Origin of the sequence: Agrobacterium vitis (genome assembly GCF_013426735.1) — a bacterium.
In the GTDB taxonomy this organism is placed as follows: Bacteria; Pseudomonadota; Alphaproteobacteria; order Rhizobiales; family Rhizobiaceae; genus Allorhizobium; species Allorhizobium vitis_D.
In genome coordinates, this window is sequence record NZ_AP023273.1 from 387,533 (window position 1) to 413,828 (window position 26,296).

The 26,296-nt window shown below is 57.6% G+C and carries 21 protein-coding genes; 9 read left to right on the plus strand and 12 right to left on the minus strand.

The features are described from left to right. Positions 1–10 precede the first annotated feature (10 nt). Positions 11–1,048, plus strand: a complete 1,038-nt coding sequence (locus H1Y61_RS19085; protein WP_156532594.1) for a sulfate/molybdate ABC transporter ATP-binding protein — start codon at positions 11–13, stop codon at positions 1,046–1,048. 431 nt (positions 1,049–1,479) lie between these two features. Beyond that, the gene (gene fucP / locus H1Y61_RS19090; protein ID WP_180575068.1) at positions 1,480–2,754 is read left to right on the plus strand and encodes an L-fucose:H+ symporter permease; all 1,275 of its coding nucleotides are present in this window, start codon (positions 1,480–1,482) and stop codon (positions 2,752–2,754) included. A gap of 61 nt (positions 2,755–2,815) precedes the next feature. Here the strand turns inward: fucP and H1Y61_RS19095 are convergent, their stop codons facing one another. Beyond that, positions 2,816–3,211, minus strand: a complete 396-nt coding sequence (locus tag H1Y61_RS19095; RefSeq protein WP_235680960.1) for an SgcJ/EcaC family oxidoreductase — start codon at positions 3,209–3,211, stop codon at positions 2,816–2,818. A 267-nt stretch (positions 3,212–3,478) separates the two neighbouring features. Between H1Y61_RS19095 and H1Y61_RS19100 the strand changes: the two genes are divergently transcribed. From H1Y61_RS19100 to H1Y61_RS19115, 4 genes are read left to right on the plus strand one after another with little or no spacing between them, the layout of a single operon-like run. After that, positions 3,479–4,573 (plus strand): sensor histidine kinase, encoded by a 1,095-nt coding sequence (locus H1Y61_RS19100; protein WP_180575070.1) that lies wholly within the window; start codon positions 3,479–3,481, stop codon positions 4,571–4,573. Then, positions 4,570–5,220 carry a response regulator gene (locus tag H1Y61_RS19105; RefSeq protein ID WP_180575071.1) on the plus strand — a complete coding sequence of 217 codons (651 nt, stop codon included), beginning with the start codon at positions 4,570–4,572 and terminating at the stop codon, positions 5,218–5,220. Before H1Y61_RS19100 ends, H1Y61_RS19105 begins: the two co-directional genes overlap by 4 nt. Beyond that, entirely contained in the window at positions 5,217–7,574 is a 2,358-nt protein-coding gene (locus H1Y61_RS19110; RefSeq protein ID WP_235680943.1) for a PAS domain S-box protein, read from the plus strand. The genes H1Y61_RS19105 and H1Y61_RS19110 overlap by 4 nt, the downstream gene beginning before the upstream one ends. After that, complete coding sequence (locus H1Y61_RS19115; protein WP_180575072.1) at positions 7,571–8,047, plus strand: response regulator; 477 nt, start codon at positions 7,571–7,573, stop codon at positions 8,045–8,047. The genes H1Y61_RS19110 and H1Y61_RS19115 overlap by 4 nt, the downstream gene beginning before the upstream one ends. A gap of 18 nt (positions 8,048–8,065) precedes the next feature. Here H1Y61_RS19115 and H1Y61_RS19120 read toward each other — a convergent pair whose 3' ends face one another. The 9 genes from H1Y61_RS19120 to H1Y61_RS19160 form a co-directional block, all read right to left on the minus strand. Then, the gene (locus tag H1Y61_RS19120; RefSeq protein WP_180575073.1) at positions 8,066–9,640 is read right to left on the minus strand and encodes an ABC transporter substrate-binding protein; all 1,575 of its coding nucleotides are present in this window, start codon (positions 9,638–9,640) and stop codon (positions 8,066–8,068) included. Positions 9,641–9,681: 41 nt separating this feature from the next. After that, complete coding sequence (locus tag H1Y61_RS19125) at positions 9,682–10,758, minus strand: DUF917 domain-containing protein (protein WP_180575074.1); 1,077 nt, start codon at positions 10,756–10,758, stop codon at positions 9,682–9,684. Positions 10,759–10,760: 2 nt separating this feature from the next. Beyond that, on the minus strand, positions 10,761–11,885 hold the full coding sequence (locus tag H1Y61_RS19130) for a DUF917 domain-containing protein (RefSeq protein ID WP_180575075.1): 1,125 nt from the start codon (positions 11,883–11,885) through the stop codon (positions 10,761–10,763). Then, the gene (locus H1Y61_RS19135) at positions 11,882–13,435 is read right to left on the minus strand and encodes a hydantoinase/oxoprolinase N-terminal domain-containing protein (RefSeq protein WP_180575076.1); all 1,554 of its coding nucleotides are present in this window, start codon (positions 13,433–13,435) and stop codon (positions 11,882–11,884) included. The genes H1Y61_RS19130 and H1Y61_RS19135 overlap by 4 nt, the downstream gene beginning before the upstream one ends. A 25-nt stretch (positions 13,436–13,460) precedes the next feature. Beyond that, a complete protein-coding gene (gene nikE, locus H1Y61_RS19140) occupies positions 13,461–15,128 on the minus strand; it encodes a nickel ABC transporter ATP-binding protein NikE (RefSeq protein ID WP_180575077.1) in 1,668 nt (555 codons plus the stop codon). Positions 15,129–15,130: 2 nt separating this feature from the next. After that, positions 15,131–15,991 (minus strand): ABC transporter permease, encoded by an 861-nt coding sequence (locus H1Y61_RS19145; RefSeq protein WP_180575078.1) that lies wholly within the window; start codon positions 15,989–15,991, stop codon positions 15,131–15,133. Then, positions 15,988–17,016: an ABC transporter permease gene (locus H1Y61_RS19150; RefSeq protein ID WP_180575079.1), complete on the minus strand. Its 1,029-nt coding sequence runs from the start codon at positions 17,014–17,016 to the stop codon at positions 15,988–15,990. Before H1Y61_RS19150 ends, H1Y61_RS19145 begins: the two co-directional genes overlap by 4 nt. A 174-nt stretch (positions 17,017–17,190) precedes the next feature. Continuing rightward, positions 17,191–19,506, minus strand: coding sequence for a helix-turn-helix transcriptional regulator (locus H1Y61_RS19155; RefSeq protein WP_180575080.1), 2,316 nt, complete (start codon positions 19,504–19,506; stop codon positions 17,191–17,193). 93 nt (positions 19,507–19,599) lie between these two features. After that, positions 19,600–20,250: a GntR family transcriptional regulator gene (locus tag H1Y61_RS19160; protein WP_180575081.1), complete on the minus strand. Its 651-nt coding sequence runs from the start codon at positions 20,248–20,250 to the stop codon at positions 19,600–19,602. 167 nt (positions 20,251–20,417) lie between these two features. Between H1Y61_RS19160 and H1Y61_RS19165 the strand changes: the two genes are divergently transcribed. From H1Y61_RS19165 to H1Y61_RS19175, 3 genes are all read left to right on the plus strand, one after another. Beyond that, a complete protein-coding gene (locus H1Y61_RS19165; RefSeq protein ID WP_180575082.1) occupies positions 20,418–21,815 on the plus strand; it encodes a malonyl-CoA decarboxylase in 1,398 nt (465 codons plus the stop codon). Between the two features lie 97 nt (positions 21,816–21,912). Beyond that, entirely contained in the window at positions 21,913–23,427 is a 1,515-nt protein-coding gene (locus H1Y61_RS19170; RefSeq protein ID WP_180575083.1) for a malonate--CoA ligase, read from the plus strand. Positions 23,428–23,555: 128 nt separating this feature from the next. After that, on the plus strand, positions 23,556–24,902 hold the full coding sequence (locus H1Y61_RS19175) for an SLC13 family permease (protein WP_180575084.1): 1,347 nt from the start codon (positions 23,556–23,558) through the stop codon (positions 24,900–24,902). A 90-nt stretch (positions 24,903–24,992) separates the two neighbouring features. Here the strand turns inward: H1Y61_RS19175 and H1Y61_RS19180 are convergent, their stop codons facing one another. Both H1Y61_RS19180 and H1Y61_RS19185 read right to left on the minus strand, forming a co-directional pair. Next, positions 24,993–25,730 carry a PspA/IM30 family protein gene (locus H1Y61_RS19180; RefSeq protein WP_174112416.1) on the minus strand — a complete coding sequence of 246 codons (738 nt, stop codon included), beginning with the start codon at positions 25,728–25,730 and terminating at the stop codon, positions 24,993–24,995. Beyond that, complete coding sequence (locus H1Y61_RS19185; RefSeq protein WP_012653745.1) at positions 25,727–26,173, minus strand: YjfI family protein; 447 nt, start codon at positions 26,171–26,173, stop codon at positions 25,727–25,729. Before H1Y61_RS19185 ends, H1Y61_RS19180 begins: the two co-directional genes overlap by 4 nt. Positions 26,174–26,296: the final 123 nt, after the last annotated feature.

Here is a 26,296-nt window from a genome sequence, read left to right on the forward strand (position 1 = left end):
GAATTCGCTCATGGAACTCAATATTCGCAATATCCGCAAGGACTTCAACGCGACCGCCGCCCTCCACGAACTGTCGCTGGACATCCGTTCCGGCGAGTTGATCGCGCTTGTCGGCCCCTCCGGTTCGGGAAAAACCACCTTGCTGCGGCTGATCGCCGGGCTTGAACGGCCAAGCGCCGGCCAGATTTTCTTCGGCGACGACGATGCGTCGCGCAAGACCGTGCAGGAACGGCAAGTCGGCTTCGTGTTCCAGCACTATGCGCTGTTCAAGCATATGACCGTGCTGGAAAATGTCGGCTTCGGCCTCACCGTTCGGCCAAAGGCGTCGCGTCCGCCCAAGGCGGAAATCCGCAAACGGGCCTTGGAGCTGCTCGATTTCGTGCAGCTGTCGGGCCTTGAAAAGCGCTATCCCGCCCAACTTTCCGGTGGTCAGCGTCAGCGCGTCGCGTTGGCCCGCGCCATGGCAATCGAGCCAAAGGTGCTGCTGCTGGACGAGCCTTTCGGCGCTCTCGACGCCCAGGTCCGCAAGGATTTGCGGCGCTGGCTGCGGGAAATTCATGATCGCACCGGCCATACCACCGTATTCGTCACCCACGATCAGGAAGAGGCACTGGAACTTGCCGACCGCGTCGTGGTGATGAGCCAGGGCCGCATCGAGCAGGTCGGCACCGCCGACGACGTCTATGACAATCCGGCGGCCCCCTTCGTTCACCGCTTCATCGGTGAATCCTCGGCGCTGCCGGTGCGCATCGAATCCGGCGAGATCTGGCTTGATGACCGGCCGACCGGGCTTAAATCCGAAGGCAACGGCAATGCGACGCTGTTCTTCAGGCCGCAGGAAGTCGAGATTGTCGATGGGTGTGGCGGTTGCTTTGCCGGAACGGTGATCAGCAGCCGAAGACTGTCGGGAACCCGCCGTCTGGAACTGGAGCTTGGCGGCGCACGGCATCTGGCGGAAATCGACGTTCCCGTCGATCATCCCGCCGCCACCCGAACCGGGATATCCTTCCGCCCCAAACGCTGGAAAGTCTATCCGGCAAGCGCCTGACCCAGGCGTCACAAGGCATCAGCATCGTGCGGCAAACTGGAAACCGCACGATGCTGGAGGATGTTTACACATCTTCGCCTTGTATAAATTATCAATATCTCAAACACATGGAGAAAACCGGGCCGAAAGGCTCGGTCCCTCAAATTGCACGGGATTACACCCTGCATCTTCTTGCGGTGCCCTATCAGGAGCGATAAGCCAACAGGGCTTACAACTGATCGTCCTCCCAAGCGGACAGTTGTCAGTCGCGGTTGCCCGCAGCCAACACGCCGAAATTACGGTCAGGCTTTTTTGCGGAACAATCACGTTCTCCTCCGCGTTGCGGGCCGGCACTTGCGTATTCAAGCCGCAGCCACGGCCATCGCTCCGCCAGATCGTTAATCCATGCCGCAGTATTCCCGCTGCGCCGCATCAAGAAAAAAGAACCGAAAATGGCAGGAATTCAAACAGGCGCGTCGCAAACCGCGCACGCAGGAGCCAGCCGCTCCTATACCGGTCCGCTGATCGCGCTGACCTCTCTTTTCTTCCTCTGGGGCTTCATCACCTGCCTCAACGATATTCTCATACCGCATCTGAAAAACGTCTTTCAGCTGAATTACACACAGACCATGTTGATCCAGCTGTGCTTCTTCGGCGCTTATTTTATCGTTTCCTTGTCCGCAGGGGCCCTGGTCAAGCGCATCAGCTATAAATGGGGCATCGTCACGGGTCTCCTCGTTGCCGCCATCGGCTGCGCTTTGTTCATCCCCGCGGCAAGCCTGCGGGTCTATGGCCTGTTTCTCGGCGCGTTGTTCGTGCTGGCGGCAGGCGTCACCATTCTCCAGGTGGCGGCAAACCCCTATGTCACCGTGCTGGGCGCCCCTGAAACCGCTTCCAGCCGTCTCACCCTGACCCAGGCCTTCAATTCGCTGGGCACCACCGTTGCACCGATTTTCGGTGCCTTCCTAATTCTGTCTTCGGCAACGGCTGCCGTTGAAAACGCCACACCGGAGCAGATGGACGCCCTGCGCATGGCGGAAGCCGCAGCGGTCAAATTTCCGTATCTGATGCTGGCCATCGCCTTCCTCGTTCTTGCTGCCATTTTCGCGGCGCTGAAACTTCCGGCTGTAGAGGCCGAGGAAGATGCCAAATCCGGCGATGTTTCCGGCTCAGCCTGGGGCTATCGCCACCTGGTTCTCGGCGCAGTCGGCATTTTTCTTTATGTCGGCGCGGAAGTCAGCATTGGCAGCTTCCTGGTCAATTTCATGGCCGAACCCAGCATTGCCGGGCTGCCTGAACAGACGGCTGCCCATTACGTCTCCTATTTCTGGGGTGGCGCCATGATTGGGCGTTTCATCGGTTCCGCCGTGATGCGCTATATGGATGACGGCAAGGTTCTGGCCTTCAATGCGGTCGCCGCAGGCATCCTGCTGCTAGTGACAGTGCTGACAACAGGCCATGTCGCCATGTGGTGCGTGTTGTCGATTGGTTTCTTCAACTCGATCATGTTCCCGACCATTTTCAGCCTGGCGCTGAAGGGCCTGGGTCGCCATACCAGCCAGGGTTCCGGCATTCTTTGCCTCGCCATTGTCGGCGGCGCTTTGTTGCCCCTGGTACAGGGCGGGCTTGCCGATACGGTCGGCATCCACCTCGCCTTCCTGATGCCGATCCTCTGCTACGTCTATATCGCCTATTATGGCGCTTTAGGCTCCAGAACAGCTGCATAAACTGATGAGCCATTGCATGTCGCCGCGCGTCCCAGCGCGGCGACATGCCCATAAATTGCCTTTACGACGTGCGTTCCGGCATTGCCGAAGAGTGATGGGAGGAGATCAACCATTTTCCGCCATCATAGTCATAGGTGAAGGTGTAGCGGGCCGGAACCTTTGTGCCATCCCCCAGGGTGAACGTGTAGACGCCGGTATCGATGGCCGCGTTGCAGCCCAGCTTGATCGTCCGGTTATCGACCACGCCCTGAGGCTTCTTTTTCAGAAAATCGACAAAATACGCGCGGCGCTCTTCCTGCGTCAGCCTCGGCTGGTTCGACAGGGTCGCGAGGAGAACTGCGTCATCCTCATAATTCGCGACAACTTTATCCGGATCGAGCGTCGCAAGGGATGCATTCCAACGGTCAAACAACTTTTCCACCTGCTGCTGGGTCACTGGCGCGCATTCCTGTGCCATCGCGGGTGCGGCAAAAGACGATACCGCAAGACCGGCGGTTACACCGAATGCCAAAAGAATTTTCTGCATGAGACAGCTCCTTTATCAAGCCCGAGCCAAGCCCAACGCCGGTCGGTTGCTTAGAAAAGTGGCTATGAAGAAGAGCCGTTACGTCTGCCGCATGGTGTCGAAAGGATATGCCGAATGGCCTATGTAAACTGGTCCCATGATTTCTTATCTCTCCCCTCGGATACCTGAACGCGCCTTGATACAGGAGCATGATGACGAATGACGACCGCGACGGACCCGGAACACATTGCCTCTCCCATCCAGGAATTGCGGAAACTTTACCGGGAGGCGGAAGCCCGGGCCAGCCGGTTGCGTCTCATCGTCGAAACACGCGCCAGCCTTGATCAGTACCCTCTCCCCCGGGCGATCACTGATATCACCAGATTGATCGGCAGCTTTTGCGGCGGTGCGGCAATTCATTTGCGCGACCCAACAGATCAACACCAGACGATTGCCGATAACGCCATGGCCAGTAAGGATGGCCGGGTGCTCGTCATCTTCGAGGATCAGGCCATCGCAAGGATGGGCGACGAGGATAAAACCAGCCTTCAGATCGTCGCCGACCTTGTCGCCGCAGCCGTTTTCGCCGATGACAGAGAACAGGAGCGGGAAGCGCTGCTCCTGATGCTTGCCGAGCGCGAAAAGCAGCTTGCGCAATTGGTCGCCGCCATTCTCACCACACAGGAACGGGAGCGCGCCCATATTGCCTATGACCTGCATGATGGCGTGGCCCAGACCCTTGTCAGTCTGCTGCATCACTTACAGGCATTGGAAGCTGATCCGGGCTTGACAACGGTCCTTGCAAAAAGGGTCGATCAATGCAGCGAGATTGCCCGCATGGCGATCCAGGATATCCGCCACGCGATTGCCGACTTGCGGCCCGCCGAACTCGATGACCTTGGCCTGCCAGCCGCCATCAGTGGAAAGCTCGACACCGTCGATGAAATCGCCTGTCGGCTGGACAACCGGCTACCGGATGGCCGTCTGCCTCAAGCCATTGAGATCGTTCTTTATCGTGTCGCGCAGGAAGCGATCACCAATGCCAGGAAGCATGCGGGCTGCCAAAACCTGCGTCTGCAATTGCGGATCGATGCCGACCACCTCATCCTTGAGGCGAATGACGATGGCTGCGGTTTTCCCCTTTCCGCAGGGCAAGGCGAAAACAAACCCGTCCGTGGCTTCGGGATCGGTCTGTCGGCAATGCAAGAGCGACTATCGCTTGTCAATGGCACACTGGATATCATCAGCGCCCCCAATCAAGGCACAAGGCTGATTGCCCGGGTTCCTCTGACCGGCAAAGGCGAAAGCCGATGACCAAAGCGCGTATTCTGATTGCTGATGACCATGATCTGGCCCGATCCGGCATTATTTCGGTGCTGTCGGGTGCGCCGGACGTGGAGGTCGTGGCCGAAGCACGGGACGGCCTGGAAGCGATCGCGCTTGCCGCACAGTTTTTGCCTGACATCGCCTTGCTCGATGTCCGGATGACACCGATGGACGGGTTGGCGGCAGCGACAGAAATCCGCCGCGTATCTCCCTCGACGCGGATTATGATGCTGACGATGCATGACAGCCTTGACTATCTGGAGGCGGCGGTCAAGGCCGGAGCCAGTGGCTACGCGCTGAAGGATGTGCGGCGTGATACATTGCTGCGGATGATCCGGGCCGTTCTGGACGGCCAGGAATTTTTCGATACCGGATTGGTGCGGCGGATGCTGACCCGCGTATCGCGTACATCGCCAGCCGAGGACGCTATTTCTCAACTGACCACCCGTGAGCGGGAAATTTTACAGGAAGTGGCGCGGGGCGCGACCAACAAGGAAATCGCCCGCAGACTGTCCATCGCTCCGGGCACGGTCAAGGTTCATGTCGAGCGCATCATTGCGAAATTGCGGGTGGGCGATCGAACCCAGGCAGCGGTGCTGGCAGCCCAGGCCGGATTGGTTGAGGGTGAGGCATGATGACGGAGTTCCCGGCAAAGACGATGATCTCCGCCAACAGTCGCTTTCGCTTTCTCAACCAGCCTTTGGCCGTCAAAGGCCTGATCGTAATCGCATTGCCTCTGGCCTGTCTTCTCATTGCCCTCGGCTCCGTCTTTCTCGCTGACCGTGAAAGCCGAAAGGCAGAAAATTACGTGCGCGTCACCTTCGCCATTCAACAGGACATTCTGGAGCTGCACGCTTTGCTGGCCGAAGGTGCCTCCGGCGTGCGAGGATATCTTCTCACCCGCGATGAGACGTTTCTGGCCCCCTACAAGAAAGCCGTAACGGAATTGCCTGCGGTGTTTGCCGCAATGCGGCCACTGATCATTGATGCGGAACAGCTTGAGCGGCTGAACCGGATGGAGCCTCTGGTTGACAAAAAGCTGAAGGGTCTTGCCTCCCTGATGCAAGGTTCGGTTTCGAATAACCAGATTCCGGAAGCTTTGCGGCAGACATTGATTTCCAACAAAGCCTTCCTGGACGAATTGCGTCTTCAGATTGCCGAGATGCGGCTAAGGGAGGACGCCCTTCTGGCGCAACGAACGGCAAAGGCCGATGAAATCCGGGCGCTGTCGCAAAGAATTACCCTATTGGGCGCGATCGCTGGTGTCATCGGATGCATCGGTGCCATCGTCCTGATGTCGAAAGGCATTGTCCGGCGGGTCGATAGGCTGAAACAGGCCGCCAACCGCCTCGCCCAGGGCCAAAGCCTGAGACTGGCAGAACATGCAACGGACGAAATTGGCGAATTGTCGAGCGCCCTCGAAGAGGCAAGCCGCCTGCTGACGGCGCGCGAAGAGGCCCTGCGGGAAAGCGAGGAACGCTTCCGGCTGCTCGTCGATGGCGTCCATGACTATGGTATTTTCGGGCTGGATACCGATGGCACTGTGGTGAGCTGGAATGCCGGTGCAGAGCGTATCAAGGGGTATCGTGCGGACGAAATCATCGGCCAGCACTTTTCTCGCTTCTACCCTCTCGAGCATCGAGACACACGGCCGCTTCAGGAAATGGCGCAAGCCGCCGCTTTTGGCCGCGTCGAAGACGAAGGATGGCGGTTGCGCAAGGATGGCAGCCGCTTCTGGGCCAATGTGGTGATGACAGCTCTGCGCGATAAACAGGGCCAATTGCGGGGCTTTTCCAAGATTACCCGCGATGTAACGGACCGGAAACGAACCGAAGAGGCACTGCTGACGGCACGGCGCGACGCAGAACGGGCCAGCCAAGCCAAAAGCGAGTTTCTGTCGCGCATGAGCCATGAATTGCGCACGCCGCTGAATTCCGTTCTGGGCTTTGCACAGATCCTCGATATGGACATCGAAGATCGGGACATGCGCGAAAGTCTGGCGCAAATCCTCAGAGCTGGACGGCATCTGCTCAGCCTGATCGATGAAGTTCTCGATATCGCCCGGATCGAGGCGGGCCGCATGGAACTGTTGATAGAGCCGGTCGGATTGGACGATATCGTCACGGAAGCCATTGCCCTGGCGGCTCCCTTGGCCGAACCGAAGCGATTGACGATCAGAGTGGAGATAGAGGGAGCGGGCCAAACCATTGTCGCGGTGGATCGTCGCCGTTTTTTGCAAGTGCTACTGAACCTGCTTTCAAATGCGGTGAAATTCAACAGGGATGGTGGTGAGATCCGATTATCCGCTCAATTACTGACTAACACCATGATCGCAATTGATATTGCCGACACGGGCTGCGGAATTGCGGATGTGGATAGAGACCGGCTCTTCAAGCCGTTCGAGCGGCTCGGTGCCGACCGAAATGCAACGACCGGCACAGGCCTTGGCCTTGCCCTGTCGGTCAATCTGATGCAGGCCATGGATGGCGATCTTTTCTTGACCGAGAGTGACGCGACCGGCTCGGTGTTCTCCATCCATATTCCCGTGTCACACGCCCCTTACGCCGTAGCAGAGGCGGTGAAAACGGACGAGAAACGGGCAGTGGCAAGCGGACCGACAGGCAAAGCCACGGTCCTTTGCATTGAGGACAATCTTGTCAATCTCAACCTGATCGAGAACCTCGTAAGCCGCCGTTTAAAGACCAGGATCATTCCGGCCATGTTGGGTGGTCTCGGTCTGACGCTTGCCTTTGAGCACCGTCCCGATCTTGTTTTGCTCGATGTCGATCTGCCTGACATGAATGGGCTATCGGTGCTTGCCGCCTTGCGTTCAGATCCTCGGACGCAAACCACCCCGGTCGTTGTGATAAGCGCGGATGCCACGGAAAAAACACGCATGCTGGCGATGGAAAAAGGCGCAACGCATTACATGACCAAACCGCTGGATGTGCGTCGCCTGATGAAAACCCTGGATGAGGTTCTGACGTGAATTTTCCCTTCGACCTTGCCTCAGCGGCGCAGATACTGATCATCGATGACGAACCCGCCAATATTGCCCTGTTGGAAAGGCTTTTGCGGCGCGAGCGTTTCGACCGGATTGCATCGACCACCGACCCGCGCGAGGCCACCGCTCTTTTTACAAGGCACAAAGCCGATATTATCCTGCTCGATCTTCTGATGCCGCATCTGGATGGTTTTGCCCTGCTTGACCAATTCACGCGGCTGATCGGACCGGATGATTTCATCCCCATCCTTGTGCTGACAGCCGACGTGACAACAGAAACACGCCGCCGCGCCCTCTCCCTGGGCGCAAAGGACTTCCTGGTCAAGCCGATCGATACGGTGGAGACGGTTTTGCGTATCGTCAATCTTTTGGAAACGCGCTTTCTGTTCAAGGCGTTGAAGACGGCAACCCTGGAAAATCCGGCTACCCAGCCTAACGATTTTCCAGGGTTGAAATAGTCGCAAACAGACCCCGGATTATTTGGCCGGGCACGTCCATGTCAGATTGTGAAAATTATAATCCCAGCTTTGCATTGGCACAAATTTATAGCCAGAGATGCACTTGCTGAAGGCCACCTTCTGCACTTTCGTCAGCAAATTCACGTCCGGTGCCTTATCAGAAATCGCCTGCTGAATCTCCTTGTAGATCGCATTCTGCTTGGCACTGTCGGTGGTGGAGCGGGCCTCATCGATCAATTTATCGACCTCGGCATCCTGCAACCATTCCATTGAGGCCCATGTTCCCGCTGATTTGGAGTGATATTGCACGTAGAACACGCTATCCGGCGACGGATAGGTTGGGCCATAGAACACTTGCGTGGCCGCAGGCGTGGTTTCCGGCTTGGCGGCCAGTTCGGTGATGCGATTCCAGGGTTCGGGTTTGATGTCCACATCCACGCCGATCTGCTGTAAATTGGACTGCATCAGAAGTGCGATATCCTCTTCAAACGACAGGCCTGCCACGTAGGTCAGCGTCAGCTTGATCGGCTTTCCCGCGTATTTGGATTGGGCAAGTTCCTCCTTGGCCTTTTCAAGATCAAATTCGGGCGCTTTCAGCGTATCGAGATAGGCATCCTTGAACACCGGAGCCAGCGGCCCCGCCAGCGTGTCACCGGTCATGATCTGCGTCTGGATGGTTTTGTAATCGGTGGCATATTGCAAGGCGCGACGCACATGCACATCGTCTGTCGGCGTGGCTTTGGTGTTGAGTTTCAAATAAAAACCGGTGGCCGTTGGCGTGGTCTGCACCACATAACCGTCGGTTTTGGCCAAAGCATCATAGGTCTCGTTGGCTTGTGTGGTGGACGAAATACCCAATTGGCCTGATGTGGCAAGCGCCTTGACGGTTGCCTCGTCATTGGTCTGCACAAAGCGCACTTCATCAATCGGGTTTGTTGGCCAGCCCGCGTAATATTTTTCATAGCGGCTGATGACCATTTCCGAGCCGCGCTGCCAGCTGGACAGCACATAAGGCCCTGCCCCCATGGATTTTTCGCCAACAACATTCTCTCCCCAGGGCTGCTTGGAAGCGGCCTTGACGGCATCCTCGTTGATGACAAGCAGAAGCGGTGTGGTGGTCAGGAATGGCGCATAGACCTTATTGAGGGTGATGGTCACGGTGTGGGCATCCACCGCTTTCACATTGTCGGGGTTGATCAGCGTTGCAAATAGATAGGCCGGTCCCTTGTTGATCGCCAGCAGGCGCTGGACAGTATAGACGACATCCTTGGCCTCAACCGGAGAGCCATCCTGAAAACTTGCGTCCTTGCGCAGATGGAAGGTGTAGGTCAGGTTATCGCTGGACACATCCCAGCTCTCGGCCAGTTCCGGGATGATCTTGCCGGTGCTGTCCACGGTGGTCAGACCATCGTAAAGGTTAACAGCGGCCAGATACTGGGTGTAATCGGTGATCTTGGCCGGATCGATGGTGCCAAACACCTGCGTTACATTCATCACGGTGGAGGTTTTTGCCATGGCCACGTGTGGCGCGACAATGGCGGTTCCCATCGCCAAAACCACAGCAAGGTGCCTTAAAGTCTGTGTTGCGTTCATCTCATTCCCCTTTTTTTGACAGTTCGCTGTATTTTAAAAAATCATGCAGAGAGTGGCTTTGCGCTGTCGCCGTAGCCAAAATAGCCCGGCCCCGCGAGCGCCAGTCCTTCTGGCGTATGCCATTGCGGATCGGCGGGGATGCCGGTGAATTCCACCATCAAGCCGTAGCGCATCTGTTCGGTGGTGACAGGCAGGCCCATATCGGCATCAAGGGCGCAGATCAGGTCGGGCGTTGCCCAGACGGTTTCGCCATTTTCACCCTCGGCCAACAGAAACTCGTTTTGAAAATGCACGGCAAAACGCTGGCCTGCAAAGCGATCCACACCGCGCAAGATCAGCTTTCCACGGGCAAAGCCACCCGTTGTGGCGCGCTCCACATCCACCACGCGTCCGGTGAAGAGATGGGTTCCACCGAGTTTTTCCCGAAGCGCCGCTCCGGCATGGCGGGAGCGGGCACGTTCATTCAAAATGGTCTCGCCTATAGTACGGATCTGCGTCATCGTGCCATGCAACAGCGCCTGCTTCATCTGCTTGCCACTCATGGCATAGGCGGCAACCAACGCGGCACCACCCATTTGAATGGTCACGGCGCGGGCCATTTTCTCAGTCCACAAATTGGAAACGGCGGAAAACAACGAGGAATTGCCCTTGTCATCGGCCAAAACCAGCGGGCTTGCCGAGATCCCATGCAGGGTAAAACTCACCATCTGCAATTCCGGAAAAGCCCGGCCCATGCCATCACCATCCACCAAGGGGAGACCAGTCACAGCCGCGACCATATAGGGAATGGTGGAGTTCAACCCGCCCGCCTCAACGCAAAGAATGGCTCCGGCTTTGCGGCCTAAAAACTGCTCCAGCTCATGCAGGGCTTTCAGCACTTCCGCACCAGATGGCAGTTTTTCCAGCATCACGGTGGGCGCACCCATCATGAAGACGGAAATGCATAGGGTGTCGTCATCCACTTCATCTGCGGCAACCACTGTGACTGGCCCATGCTCGCGAAGGGCCGCTTGTGCCATCAGCTTGCCAATATAGGGATCGCCGCCGCCGCCCGTGCCGAGATAGGCACCGCCAAGGGCAATGGCCTCCAGATCATGTTCTTGCACCTGATAGGCCATGATCACGATCCTTTCATCGGGGTGTAGACAATGCCATCCAGCCCAAAAGCTTTGGGGCCAACCACATCCAGTGCTTCGCGTGAGCGCAACAGCCCATGGCACGGCAAGGCAACGATGGCGACGCGCTGGCCATAGCGCAGCATTTCGGTGGTGATGGCTTCGCCGCTATCCACATCCAGCACCAGGATCAGGTCCGGCACGCAGCATTCCATCTCACCATCGTGGAAGAACACCAGATTTTCATTCTGGATCAGCACCGAACCGGTTTCGCCATTGTGGGCATCAATGCCGGAAAGCTGCACTTCGCCGCGCACAAAACCGCCGCGCAAATGGCGTTTCAAATCGCTGATTTTACCGGTGAACAGCTTTTTGCCGTTCTCCTTTTTGCAAATGGCTTCAATCGGGTCATCATGGTTTTTCTGCGCAAGCCTGACCACCTGCCCAAGGCTGACGGCTTGCGTGTAGGAATTGGGAATGCCGAATTGCTTGACGAAAGCCCCGGTCATCGGCGCGGACGCCAATGTGGATGCCCCCCCTTGGGCCACCACGCAGGCCCGAGCCATGCGCTCGTGCCAAAGCTCTGACACCGCATGCTGGAACAGCACAACATTGCCATGCACATCGCACATGGCCGATGGCGTAGAGCTGTGGCCGTAGATGGAAAACGTGGTCATCTGCATTTCCGGGAAGGCCCGGCCCATGCCGTCGCAATCAATGACAGGAACACCGGTAAGAGCGGCCACGACCAATGGCTCCATGGAATTAGACCCACCGATTTCCTCGCAAGCGATGGCGTCAATGGTCATATCCAGATGCGCTTCCAGCGCGCGGATGCAGCGCAGACCCTCGCGGCCTTCACGCAAGCGCTCAATACCAACGACAGGCGCACCAATGCCACCCACGGAAACGCAAAGCGCATCATCATGGATTTTCTGATGTGGCAGAACCGAGAGTGTATAGCCCTCATCCAGCAATTGGCGGGCACGCAGCTTGCCAATATAGGGATTGCCACCGCCGCCTGTGCCCAGAATGCCAGCGCCGATTTCCAGCGAGGTCAGATCATCGCGGTCGAAAATCCAGAGGTCTTTCGGGTCAAAATAGTCTTTCGGGGAAATGATCGCGCTCATGCTTGCCCTCCCATCTCGCCCACGACTTTCACGTGGATGCGGGTGGCATTACCGGGCAGATAGGCCAGCGGCACATCTTCACGCTCAATCACCTGAATGGTGGTGGGATCAGCGCCCGCGGCAACGGCGTTTTTCGTGGCTTCCTCTTCGGCCTGCTTCAGGCACAACTCGCGAGTGAGGCCATTTTCAAGCGCAAAAACCCGGTCTACTTCGCCAGAAATCTGGGCAATGGCAGCACCAACGGCATTGGCAACGGAGAAGTTTTCTGGCCGGATGATCTGAAAATCACCCAGCTTATCCGGCATCAGAATAGAGCCGCCGCCAACGGCGATGACAGGGATTGGCTCTGGCGAGACCCGGCTGCGCTCAATGGCATTTTCCAGCATCTGATGGATACGGGCAAGCGCTGCCTTGGCAAGCTCTGGTGAGACATCAGCCACCTTGCTCTTATCGCCCACATCGGCGTGGCCAGCGGCCACAGCAATATCGGTGGCCGTCAGCGTTGCGCCGCCAAACACCTTGGCCTCAGAAGTGATGCGATAGCCCACCGATTGCGGACCAACCGTAACCGTTTCCGCTTCACCACGCACCAGCGAACCGCCGCCCAGACCAATGGAAAACACATCCGGCATACGGAAATTGGTGCGCACGCCGCCGACATCCACCACCGTTGCCGCCTGACGCGGAAAGCCCAGATGCAGCGCGCCGACATCCGAGGTCGTGCCGCCAATATCAACCACAATGGCTTCCTGCACCCCGGTGAGGAAGGCCGCACCGCGCATGGAATTGGTGGGGCCGGAGGCAAAGGTCAGAACCGGGAAATCCTTCACCGTCTCAGCCGCCATCAGCGTGCCGTCGTTCTGGGTGATGTGGAAGGGGCAAGTGAGACCAGCACTTTTCAGCGCTTCGCCAAAGGCCCGCACGGTTTTGTAAGCCAGTTCCAACAGGCTGGCGTTCATGATCGCCGCACTTTCGCGCTCCAGCAACCCGATGCGGCCAATGTCGGTGGACATGACCACGGGCAGGCCCGGGCAATGTTCCTGCAAGATCGCTTTGGTCCGCTGCTCCATCGCCGCATTGATCGGGCCGAACACGCAGGTGACGGCTGCGGCTTTGAGGTTGTTGGCGCGGATTTCACCGGCAATACGCTTGATCTCATCTTCATCCAGCGGCGAAATTTCGCGGCCATCAAATTCATAGCCGCCGCGCACCATATAGCCGTGCTTGCCCACCACGGGCTTCAGGTCTTCCGGCCAATCAATGGCAGGCGGCAAGCAGGCGGTGGCGGGCAGGCCGAGGCGGATGGCGGCAACCGGGGTCATATGCTTGCGCTCAATCACCGCATTGGTGAAATGGGTGGTGCCGATCATCACATTGGTCACAAGGCTGCGGTCAATGCCTGCGGCCTTGATGGCCCCTTCCATGGCCTCGACCACGCCGGTTGTAACGTCCTCCGACGTTGGAGCCTTGATACCGGACAGAACCTTGCCGCCCTGCATGACAACGGCATCCGTATTGGTGCCGCCCACATCTATTCCCAATCGGTACACGTGTGTTTTCCTTTCAACAACGGGTTCACAGTCCGGTGCTTTGCACCAGAAAGCGGCCTCGTTCCTCTTCACTAATGGTGGGTTTCAACGCCTCTTGCGTATCGGTCAGAACCGGAATGGCGGCAATCAGGGCGCGGGTGTAAGCGTGGTGGGCTGTCGTGAACACTTCGGCAGGCGTGCCCTGTTCAACGATTTCGCCCTTGTACATGATGACAATGCGCGAGCAGAAATTGCGCATCAAAGACAGATCATGAGAAATGATCACATAGGTCAGGCCAAGCTTTGCCCGCAGGTCTAACAGCAGCTCAATCACGGTTTTCTGCACCGAGACATCCAGCGCCGAGGTTGGCTCATCCAGAATGATGATCTGCGGATTGGCGGCCAAGGCGCGGGCAATCGCCACCCGTTGCTTTTGCCCGCCTGAGAGTTCATGCGGGTATTTTGAGACGAAATTGGCGGGCAGACGCACGAGGTCCAAAAGCTCGACCATGCGCGCTTTGCACTGGCCTTTATCAAGGCCCACATGGGCCAGCGGCACAGCCAAAATCTGCTCCACCGTGCGCTTCGGGTTAAGCGATGTGCCGGGATTTTGATAGACGATCTGGCTGAGGCGCAAAGCGCCATCTCTGGGCGTGCCGCGCACAACAATCTCGCCATCGCTGGGCTGCAACAGGTTCATCATCATCCGCGCCAGCGTGGTTTTGCCAGAGCCACTTTCTCCGGCAAGGCCAAAAATTTCGCCCTCATTGACCTGAAGATTGATGTTGTTGACCGCCAGATGGCCGCGCTTTGCGCCAAACAGCGCCCGCTTGGCATAGAGTTTACGCACATTGCTCAGGGTAATGATCGGGGCCTTGTCGCTGACCGGCTGATCAACCACACCCTCGCCATAGAGCGGCGGCACCGCCGCCATCAACTCACGCGTATAGGCTTGCTGCGGGGCCTGAAACACGGATTTCAACACCCCCTGTTCGACAATGCGGCCATGCTGCATAACGATCACCCGGTCCGCCGTCTGGCGCACCACGCCGAGATTGTGGGTGATCATCAGCAGCGACAGACCTTCTTCCGACACCAGCCGATTGATCAGCCGCAAGATTTCATCCTGCGTGGTCACATCCAGTGCCGTGCCCGGCTCGTCGGCAATCAACAGATCCGGCTGATGCAAAAGCGCCAGCGCGATCAACACCCTTTGACGCATGCCGCCCGACAGCTCAAATGGCCAGGCGTTGAACACCCGCTCCACATCGCCCAATTGCACCTTGCGCAACACCTCGAAAATCCGCTGTTTGCGGCCCTTCGGCGTGTCATAGATGCCCTGATTGCGATCGGCATAATGCATCACGTCTTCCAGATGCCGACCAATGCGAAACACCGGGTTGAAGGAGGACAGCGGGTCCTGCATGATGATGGAAAAGGCAGTACCTTTCAGCTTGTTGCGTTCACCGGATGGCAGGCTCAACAATTGCCGCCCGCGATAGGCTATCGAGCCCGCCTCCACCTTGGCATTGCTAGGCAACGTGCCAAGAATGGCCTTGGAGGTTACGGATTTGCCCGATCCGGTTTCGCCAATCAGCGCAACCCGCTCTCCGGCATCGATGGTGAAAGAGATGTCGTGCAACACACGGTTCACCCGGCCATAGCCAGAGAAGGCAACGGTCAAATCCTGCACGCGCAGCAAGGGATCAGCCATGGTCACGCCTCCACATCAAACATGTCGCGCAAGCCATCGCCCAGCAGGTTGAAGCCAAGGGTGGCGTAGAAAATCGCGCCACCAGGGGCCAGCACTTCCCACCATTTTTCCGGCAAAAACTGACGGCCATCGGCCACCATCGAGCCAAGGTCTGGCGTTGGCGGCTTCACCCCAAAACCGAGGAAGGACAGCGTTGCGCCAAAAAGGATGACAAAAGCCGCATCCAGTGTGGTCTTCACCGAAATCACGGCAATGCAATTGGGCAGGATTTCCCGAAACAGGATATGAATGGGGCCAGCACCGGCGAGACGCGCCGCCTCGATAAAATCTTCACCGGCAATGGACACCGTGACGCGGTAGACAAGCCGCGCATGCCAGGTCCACCACAAAAGCGTAATCGCAATCATCGCATTGATCAGGTTTGGCTCCAGCACGTTGCCAATCGCCAGCGCCATCACCAGCGGCGGAATGGCCAGCATGATATTGGTAAATCCGGTGATCAACCGCTCGGTCCAGCCGCCGAAATAGCCAGCGCACAGACCCAGTACCGCTCCAACAGGCACCGAAATTCCCAACACGCCAAACACCAGCAGCAATGAGACACGAAAGCCAAAAATGGTGCGGGTGAACAGATCGCGGCCCACCTTGTCGGTCCCAAACCAGTTGGTGAGGTTTGGCGGATTGTGGCGATGACGAAAATCGACAATAGAACCGATGTGACTGGGAAAGAGTGTGATCAGTGGTGCAACTACGGCCATCACGACCACTGAAATCACAATCAACGCGCCGATCAAGGCGGCAGGATTGCGGGAAAAGCGGTACCAGCTCATGTAACCGGCGGAGAGATCTTGTTCGCTCATCATTGGCCTCCCCGAAAACGCAGACGCGGATCAATCAGGCTGACAACCAGATCGATGACAAGATTGGCGAGGATGAAAAACAGGCCGGAAATCAGCACCACGGCCATCAGGGCGTTCAGGTCTTTTTGCAAAATGGCGTTGAGACCGTAAGACGCAAACCCGCCCCAGCCAAACACCATTTCCACCACAAAGGCATTGCCAATCAGCGAGGCAAATTCCAGCCCCATGATGGTCAGGGGCGCAACAGACGACAGCTTGAGCAGGTAACGAAAGGTCACAACATAATCCGGCACGCCAAAACTCAGCAGTGTCAACACATGGTCCTTGCGCTGATTTTCAATCATCGCCGAGCGCATGATGCGGGTAATCTGGCCAATGCCAGCCATGGCCAGTGCCAATGCGGGAAAAACCAGATGCTGAAGGGCATCGGTGAACACATCAAACCGGCCATGGATCAGGCTATCGACCAGTAGAAAGCCGGTTGGCCCGGCGGGGGCGTGTAGATCGAAATTCACCTGCCCCAACAAAGGCCAGCCCGGTAGAAAATTCGCGGCAAACAATTGCAGGCCGATGGCAAACAGAAAGGACGGCACCGTGACGCCAATCATCGAAAATAACCGCCCGATATTATCGATCCAGGTGTTGCGGTGGCGTGCGGTGATGACGCCAAGGGGAATGGCAATCAGCAGATCGAGAATGACCGTCACCACCACAAGCTCCAGCGTGGCGGGGAGAAATTCAACAACATCATGAATGACGGGACGATGTGACGACAGCGATTGGCCAAGATCACCTTGCAGGGCATTCGTGATGTAGCGGCCATATTGCACGAGGACAGGCTGATCGAGCCCCATTTCACGGGCAAGCGCCGTGACCTGTTCCAGCGATGCCGATGGCCCCAGCGCCATGCGGGCCGGATCGCCCGGCACCACGCGGGCCAGCGCAAAAATCATCAAAGACAGCACGAACAGCACCATGACAACGGAAAATACCCGCCTCACGATCTGCTCGACAATATGCAAAATCATCCCGCCATTCCCTCTTTGCGCCATGGTGGCTCGGAAGGACTGGCAAGAGCAATGTGGGCGAAGGATAGGTTTTTACAAAATAAGGATAGGTTTTAGGGCATTTCAAGCCATGATCGGAACCGCTTTGCGGGCGGTGCGCAAGACAAGGAGCTAAAGTATTTCAGCAGGGAACGATTAGCGCACCCAACCCAGCGCCCTCGCCGCCGCAATCGCCTCATGACGCCGGGAACAGCCAAGTTTGCGATAGAGATTTTTCAGATGAAATTTCACCGTAGGCTCCGAAATGCCGCTGTTGCGGGCAATCAGCTTGTTGGAGGCACCTTCCGCCAACATGGTCAGGATTTTCAGCTCCTGCTGGGTCAGCCGGGTTCGGGCCGCAGCAAGACTGTTGTGACGCCCCTTGTCCAGCCGCCTTAGGATGGCCCGCGCCGGGGTCGCCGCCATCACGAACTCGGACATGCGCTTGTCTTGCAGCAGGTGATCGAGAAACAGCCATTCCTCTGAAAGGGCCGTCAGTCCGCCATGGCTTGCGCAGCGTTCAAACACCTGTCGCAGCAGAGTGCGGGCTCTGGAATTTTGCTGCGTTTGCCGCAAGACGAAGGCCAGCCAGAGGGAAACCGCAATTTCCTGCCTGACCAGCAGATGCGGGTTGGTCAGCATCACCTCAAGCTTGCGGTCGAGATGGGGAAAGGCCGGACGCTCGTAGGAGATTTGCCGCAGCCAGCTCAAGGCCAGCGTAATCTCGTCTCTACCCGCCAGGCGGGCCAGAGCCTCCTGCGCACTTTCAATCCACACCCGATCAAACCCGGCCCGCAACGGCGCAAGCAGACGGGTCGCATCGCCCCAGCAATTGCCGCTTTGCAGGATCTGCGCCTTACGCACATCCAGCGAGAGACGAAACTGCCGATTCATCGGTTGGTAAACGCTCCAGCCATCGAGAAAGCGAAGAGCGACGCGGGTGGACATGTGGACGCTCAAGGCGTGGCTGCCGTAGTAGATGGCGACATCGGCCAGACTTGGCCATAACTCGCCCGCAATCATTGCGGCCATCTCTTCCTGCAAAAAGCCAAGCAGCACCGCTGGCTCGCCGTTTTCATAGGCCATGCAAGCTGTCACCAGGTCAAGAAAGCGACGATCTCCGGGACTGTCAAAGTCTGTTTTTGCCAGCATGTCCTCGGCAAGCCGCAGAGACTGGCCCATCCGGTTGAAATCAGAGGTCAAAAGGCTGAGCACCGATTGATGCAGCGCTATATAGAAGCACAGAATGGGACAATCCGCCTGCCGATAGGCCTTCATGGCCTTTGCGGCCATGCCATTTGCCTCTTCATAGCGCCGGAGCCGAAGGAAAAACTCCAGCATGGCATTGTAAAACGATCCACGCTGCTCCGGCTCGTCCAGGGGCAACTCCCCACCAATCTCAAACAGCGCTTCCAGCAATCTGTCGGTCGGCGTAACATCCTCGTAAATCAGCACCGTGATACGAAACAGCCTGACACGCAGGGAAAGCACGCTATCGCCCGAGAAAACGGCCATGACATTGCGCATTTCAACCCCGAAGCGCTGGACCAGAAATTGCATTGCCCATGCGACATCACCGGCTTTGATCATCAGAAAGGCGTGACTGATGGCCAGTTCTTCCGGCAGATCATCACAGCCCGCCTCAAGACCTGTCACCACCCGCAAGAACGCATCATGGCCCAGCCGATAATAGAGAAACCAGCCGCCTGCCTTGCAAAACAGGGACAGTGCGTCCTTGCCCTGACCGCACGCCAGCAACCGCAGGATCACCGCCTCCAGATTTCGCGGGTTGCAGCGTAAAGCCTGCGCCAGAACCCCGGATGGATCGGCAGCCCGTGACGGATCGGCAAGACGTCGGAGCATTTCTTGCTCCAGCGCGCCGGGCAAAGCGCTCTTGATTCTTTGGCAGGCTGCGGTGGCGGGATGGGCAAGCGGAGGCAGACGCATGGCAAGCCAGGACGGCCAACTCTCTCCACAGACCAGAAGCGCCGACATATCAGCATCATCCAGGCCAGCCAGACAGTCTTCGGCCAGAAACGTCGAAAGCCGGCTCTGTCCAGCAAGCGCATCCTGACACTCTATCCCCGGCGACAACAGGACCGGCCAGCCGGCACATCTGTCCCAATCACGTCTGCTCAATCCGCCCTGCGGCAGCAGAAGATCCTCACCATCAAGATCCAGCACCTGACCATAGAGGCGCAGCCGGTCCAGCCCGGGCAAGCTCTCGCCGGGGCGCAGGGCAATGGCATAGCGGTTTCCTTGCTCAAGCCGCGAAAGGTCAGGAGAGATGGTTGGGCGATCATAGACCGTCCACCGGGCGGCATCAGCCCCAAGCGCCGCGATCAGTGCCTGGAAAAGCCAGGTCTTGCCAAAGCCTGGGGGCGCAGTCACGACGATAACAGGGCAGATGTCATGGACAATGCGCGCGATCAGATCGCTTCGCGCAATCGGCGCATTGAGTGGTTGGGTCATGAATTTCGCATCATACTTCAACATCAGCGCTTACAGTCTGCCCAAGAGACCAAAACGCCATTATGACATTCTAATCACAGTATGACATATCAATCACCGGGCGGCCATGTTGGCAACGAGGTCGCTGAACCTTTCACCCTGAACGGCCACATGCATTCCGAGCAACCGTCTTGTCTCCTCGACATCGCCTTTGAAAAGCGCCTCGACAATCGCCCCATGTTCGGAAAATGACGTCGACAGGCGGTTGCGCACCCGCAATTGCAGCCGCCTGTAGGGTCGCAGGCGACGATGCAACTGGTTGCACTGCTCCTCCAGAAATTCGCTCCGGCTTGCCGCATAGATCGCCTTGTGAAAGGCTTCGTTGTCATAATAATAGCTATCGCTGTCGCCAGCGCCCGCGGAGATTTCACACCGCTTATGGGCCTCAAGAATGGCCTCTTTGGACTGCTCATCCAGCCGGCGGGCAGCAAGCGAACCAGCCAGACCTTCCAGTTCGGCCATGACCTCGAACATTTGATAGATACGGTGCGGCCCCGGATCGATGACGACGGCCCCACGGCGCGGACGGATCTCGATAAGGCCAATGGCGTTCAGCTGTATCAGCGCCTCGCGCACGGGTGTGCGCGACACGCCGAACCGGTTGGCCAGCAAGGTCTCATCCAAGCGGAGACCGGGCGCAAATTCATGAGACAAAATCGCATTTTCAATTTCGTCTCGCAGCCAACGCCCCGCGTTTTCAGACATGCATCTGGCCTCCATAATGCAATTTTTCCATTCTTGTATACAAGACTGTTGACACCGTGCACATTCTGGGCCAGCTTACATACCATATTGCGGTGGATATTGAATAGACAATGATAATAAAAGGGGCAGCGCGGGGGGCGCCGTCCTGATGATCGGAGGAATTTTGGATGGCCGGAACCTCTTTTCTCAGTGACCTGCTTTCGGGCGTCACCGAACGCGGTCGCGCGCTGTTGTTTTCGGGATCGAAGGCGCGCGACAGGGTCGTCGATACCGACATCGAAACCCTGTGCGAAATGCTGCTTTCAAGTCGCGGCGAAGCTTCAGGCATGGCAATCGCGGCGGAAATCCTGGATCGCTGGAGCCGTTTCAATGCCGCAGAGGCCGTCCAGTTTCTGCACATGCTGTCTGACCGTTTCGGCGCGGAAGCCGCAGCGCTCGACAAGGCGATAGACGCCTATCGGACCGACAAAAGCCCCATGGCCGTCATCGCGCTGCACAATGCAGCCGAACCGCGTCGGCAGGAGCTTTTACGCCGCCTCAACCTTGCGCCCAACGGCACGCAAAAGCTTGTCCGCATGCGCGAACGCCTGCTGGAAACCAAGGAGGATCGCGCCGATCTTGGCGCTGTCGATACCGATTTCGCCCATCTTTTCAGTTCTTGGTTCAACCGTGGCTTTCTGACGCTGCAACCCATAGACTGGACGACACCGGCGCATATCCTGGAAAAGATCATCAAATACGAGGCCGTACACGAGATTGCCGGCTGGGAAGAATTGCGGCGGCGGCTCGCACCGGCAGATCGGCGCTGCTTTGCCTTTTTCCATCCGCGCCTGCGGGATGACCCGCTCGTTTTCGTGGAAGTCGCGCTGACCCGTTCGATACCAAGCGCCATCGCCGATGTGCTGGACGAAAGCCGGGATCATATCGGCGCCGATACCGCAACGACTGCGGTCTTCTATTCGATTTCCAACTGCCAGGACGGGCTTCGCGGCATTTCCTTCGGAAACTTTCTCATCAAGCAGGTGGTGGAAGACCTGCGGCGGGATCTGCCCGGCCTCAAGGAATTCGTCACGCTCTCGCCGGTTCCGGGGTTTGCCCGCTGGATTTCGAAGATCAGGGATCCGAAATCCAGCTTCCCATTGTCGCAAGACGACCGCAACACGCTGGCTTTGCTGGATGATCCGACATGGCCTGAAGATAAGGCCAGAGCGGACGCTGTAGAGCGGATCTTGCTGCCACTCGCGGCGCGGTATTTTATCACGGAGAGAACGCCAGACAATCGTCCGGTGGATCCCGTTGCCCGCTTCCATCTTGGCAACGGCGCCAGACTGGAGCGGCTAAACTTTCTAGGCGACCGGTCAGTGAAGGCGATGCGGCAGGCGCATGGGCTGATGGTCAACTACCTCTACAAGCTGGAGGACATCGAGACCAATCATGAGGCCTTGGCACAGCGCGGAGAAGTGGCAGCATCGCCAGCCGTTAAAGCCTTGCAGGGAAAAATCGAGCTAGGCCTTCCTGAAAAAACCAAGGATATCAAAAAAGCGGAGAGCCTGTCCGGTTCTTAAACAAACTGGAGAGAGACCCGCACGCTGCTTGGAGCCAGGACGGATTTACGGTCCACGGCACAGACGGCGATCACCATGATCGGAGGAGTAGAGTCATATGAGCAACCATCTTTTTGATGCCATCAAAGCCGCAGCACGGCCCAGTTCACCATTCATTCTGATCAATGGCGGAAGGATCTGGACGTATGACGATGCGATTGCGCTTTCCGGACAGATTGCTGGCGCTATTGCCAAGCTCGGCATTCAGCCCGGCGACCGGATTGCCGTGCAGATCGAGAAAAGCCCGGAAGCGCTGATCCTTTACCTGGCGTGCCTTCGCGCCGGTGCGGTCTACCTGCCGCTGAACACGGCCTATACGCTTGCCGAACTGGACTATTTCATTGGCGATGCCGAGCCGAAGCTGGTGGTTGTCTCCTCCTCCGCGCTGGAACCCATCAGAAAAGTGGCTGCCCCCTATGGAGCGCATGTCGAAACGCTGAATGCGGACGGCTCAGGCTCGCTGATCGATCTTGCCCGCATAGAACCGACCGATTTCGCCAATGTCGCCCGCGCGCCCGACGATCTCGCCGCCATCCTTTATACGTCGGGAACGACCGGTCGCTCCAAGGGCGCGATGCTGACCCATGACAATCTCCTGTCGAATGCCTTGACCCTGCGCGATTTCTGGCGCGTCACAAGCGATGACCGGCTGATCCACGCCCTGCCGATTTTCCATACGCACGGGCTATTCGTCGCAACCAATGTGACCCTGCTGTCTGGCGCATCAATGATCCTGTTGCCAAAATTCGATCCCGACGAAGTGCTGTCATTGATGCCGAATGCCACACTTCTCATGGGCGTTCCGACCTTTTACGTGCGCCTCCTCCACAGCCAGAAGCTGGACCGGGAGATCACGGCCAATATACGCCTTTTCATCTCCGGTTCTGCACCGCTGCTGGCCGAGACCCATGTCGAATTCGGCAAGCGCACAGGCAAAGCGATCCTTGAGCGCTACGGCATGACCGAAACCAACATGAATACGTCCAACCCCTATGACGGAGACCGGGTTCCAGGCACAGTCGGCCTGCCGCTGCCGGGCGTGACCGTGCGCATCACCGATCCCGCAAATGGCACAATTTTGCCAGCGGGTGAAACAGGGTCCATCGAAATCAAGGGGCCGAATGTCTTCAAGGGCTATTGGCGGATGCCTGAAAAGACCGCTGCTGAATTCACCGCCGACGGTTTCTTCATCAGCGGAGATCTCGGCAAGATCGACGAGAACGGCTATGTCCATATTGTTGGACGTGGCAAGGATCTTGTGATCTCAGGCGGATACAATATCTATCCCAAGGAAGTCGAAAGCGAGATCGACCAGCTTGAGGGCGTCGTCGAAAGTGCTGTTATCGGCGTACCCCACCCGGATTTTGGCGAGGGCGTAACCGCCATTGTCATCTGCAAGCCGGGCGTCTCGCTGGATGAGAAGGCAATTCTCAATGCGCTTCAGGATCGGCTTGCCCGCTATAAGCAGCCCAAGCGCATTATTTTCCTGGAAGACCTTCCGCGCAATACGATGGGCAAGGTCCAGAAGAATGTTCTACGCCAGCAATATGCCGATCTTTACGCGGCAGCCTGATTAAACCTGGGAGCGCGCTCCAATTGCTCCCAGGTTAAGCCGCGTCATTTGGGAGGGGCGCGTGCAGAGATATCCAATCTGAATACACACACGCTGCCGGCGCTCATCACGCCGCAGGGAGGGGACCTATGAATATTGAAATCCTATCTATAGGGCTGTTGGTTGCGATCTTCATTATCGCTACGATTCAGCCAATCAATATGGGTGTTCTGGCCTTTGGCTGCACCTTCGTGCTGGGCTCGCTGATTATCGGCATGAAGCCCGCCGACATTTTTGCGGGTTTTCCCGCCGACCTGTTCCTCACACTGGTGGCCGTCACCTATCTCTTTGCTATCGCTCAGATTAACGGAACCATCGATTGGCTTGTGGAACGGTCTGTCCGGATGGTTCGCGGGCGGGTCGGGTGGATTCCCTGGGTGATGTTCCTCGTTGCTGCGATCATCACCGGATTCGGTGCGCTGGGTCCAGCCGCCGTTGCCATCCTCGCGCCTGTGGCACTCAGCTTTGCCGTTCAATACAGGATACATCCGGTTTTGATGGGCTTGATGGTCATTCACGGCGCACAGGCCGGTGGCTTCTCGCCGATCAGCATCTATGGCGGCATTACCAACCAGATCGTTGCCAAGGCAGGTCTTCCTTTTGCGCCGACCTCGCTGTTTCTCTCCAGCTTCTTCTTCAACCTGGCGATTGCCGTTCTCATCTTCTTCATTTTCGGCGGCCTTTCCATCCTGAAACAGAGATCCTCTGTCAAAGGCCCCCTGCCCGAACTTCATCCTGAAGGCATCTCGGCCTCTATAAAAGGCCACGGCGGCACGCCTGCAAAGCCGTTCCGTGAACATGCCTATGGTACCGCCGCAGACACGCAGTCAAAGGTGCGGCTGACGACCGAGAAGGTGACGACGCTTATTGGCCTTACCGCGCTCGGCGTCGGAGCCCTGGTCTTCAAGTTCAATGTTGGTCTGGTGGCAATCACCGTTGCGGTGCTGCTGGCTCTGCTTTCGCCCACAACGCAAAAGGCCGCCATCGACAAGGTCAGTTGGTCAACCGTGCTGCTGATTTCCGGCATCATCACCTATGTCGGCGTGATGGAAAAGGCAGGCACGATCGATTACGTCGCCCATGGCATCTCCAGCCTTGGCATGCCGCTGCTGGTAGCCTTGCTGCTGTGCTTCACCGGCGCCATCGTGTCGGCCTTCGCCTCATCGACAGCTTTGCTTGGGGCGATTATCCCGCTCGCCGTTCCCTTCCTGCTGCAAGGGCATATCAGCGCTGTCGGCGTGGTGGCGGCCATTGCGATCTCGACGACGATTGTCGATACCAGCCCGTTCTCCACCAATGGAGCCCTGGTCGTTGCCAATGCGCCAGATGACCAACGCGACAAGGTCATGCGCCAGATGCTGATCTACAGCGCACTTATCGCGCTGATCGGACCGGTCATCGCCTGGCTTGTCTTCGTCGTACCGGGTATTATTTAATGCAAAAACCGGGTGGAACGTATCAGCGTCCACCCGGATTGTTTTGGATTCTCTCGACTTGATTTCTTTGCCAGAAGGCAGGAGTCCTCCCTAGCGATCAACCTTCTCAGTGGGCGCAGGCAGAAGAACCTGGGCACTGGAACCGCTGGGGGCCATCAACTGCTTCAGCACATCGTCCGCCGATTGGCTGGAGCCACCGATGCCTGCTTCCCGCAGTTGGCGATCAAGATCGCTGCCATTTTCCAGCGCCGCCAGTTCCGCACCGGCCTCGATACGGCCTGCGGTGATTTCCTGGCGCTTCTTGATCCGTTCAAGGCTTTCCACCGCGCTGCCAAGACGGGTATTGATGCCCGACTGGCTATGTGAAATCGCCGATTGCGCCCGCAGCAGCGATTCATTTGCCTTCACATTTTCCACTTCGCGCTTCATCTGGGTAATGCGCGCCTCGGTGTCCTGGATGGTGCGCAGCATCTGTTGCTGGCGCGGCAGCAGACGGTTCAGTTCCTCTTCGTCGCGCTGGATCTCGCCGCGGATAGTGGCGATGCGCTGCGCAAGACCTTGAGCAAGGTCCATACGGCCGGCGTTGACGGCGGCGCGCGCGCTGTCGCTATCCTTCAGCTCTTTGGCGCGTGCCTCTTCCAGCCGGCGCATGACACTTTTGTTGGATGCCATGATCCCGGCCAAATCCGAACGTGCCCGGCGCAAGGACTGCTCGGCGTCCCGAAGTTCCTGATCCAGAATACGCATGGACTGACTATCGGCAGCAGCCTCTGCCACTTCGTTGACGCCGCCGCGAATGGCGGTGAAAATCTTTGCCCAGGTGCTCATGCCGCCATCTCCCCGTTCTTCCATTCGTCGATCATGACAGCTGCGTCCACCGCATTGGCAGCCAGAATAGCCACTTCCTCAACGACCGTTTCGGCCCGTGAGCGGGTCGAGAGCGAACCGAAAAGCTCATACCATTCCTCACCATCGATAATGGTAATGCCAAAACTGGACAGCGGCACGAATTTATGGGTTTTCAGAACCATGCGCTCGAAATCCGCGCGGTTCGGCACGTCATCACATGGCACCAAAACGATGCTGGCGAGAATATCGCGCTCGCCGCTGACGGCGACGAAGACATCCATGTCTCCCTTTTCCTTTAGCGTTACGCAGATCACGTCGCCGCTCTGGGGAACGGTCACATCGACATCGCCCAGCGCCTCGGGATCGGCTGCAAACAGACGGGTCAAGCTCGTCAAAGTCCAGGGTTCCAAACATTCCTCCATCGGTTGAAATTCTGAGCATTATCTGGGTATTCCGGCAGGCAGTTAAAAGCCTGTTATGCTAAATAGTTTGCGTGGAAAACGCCGTAAAGACAGGGGCTAAGTGATGACGTCTGTGCCCTTGCT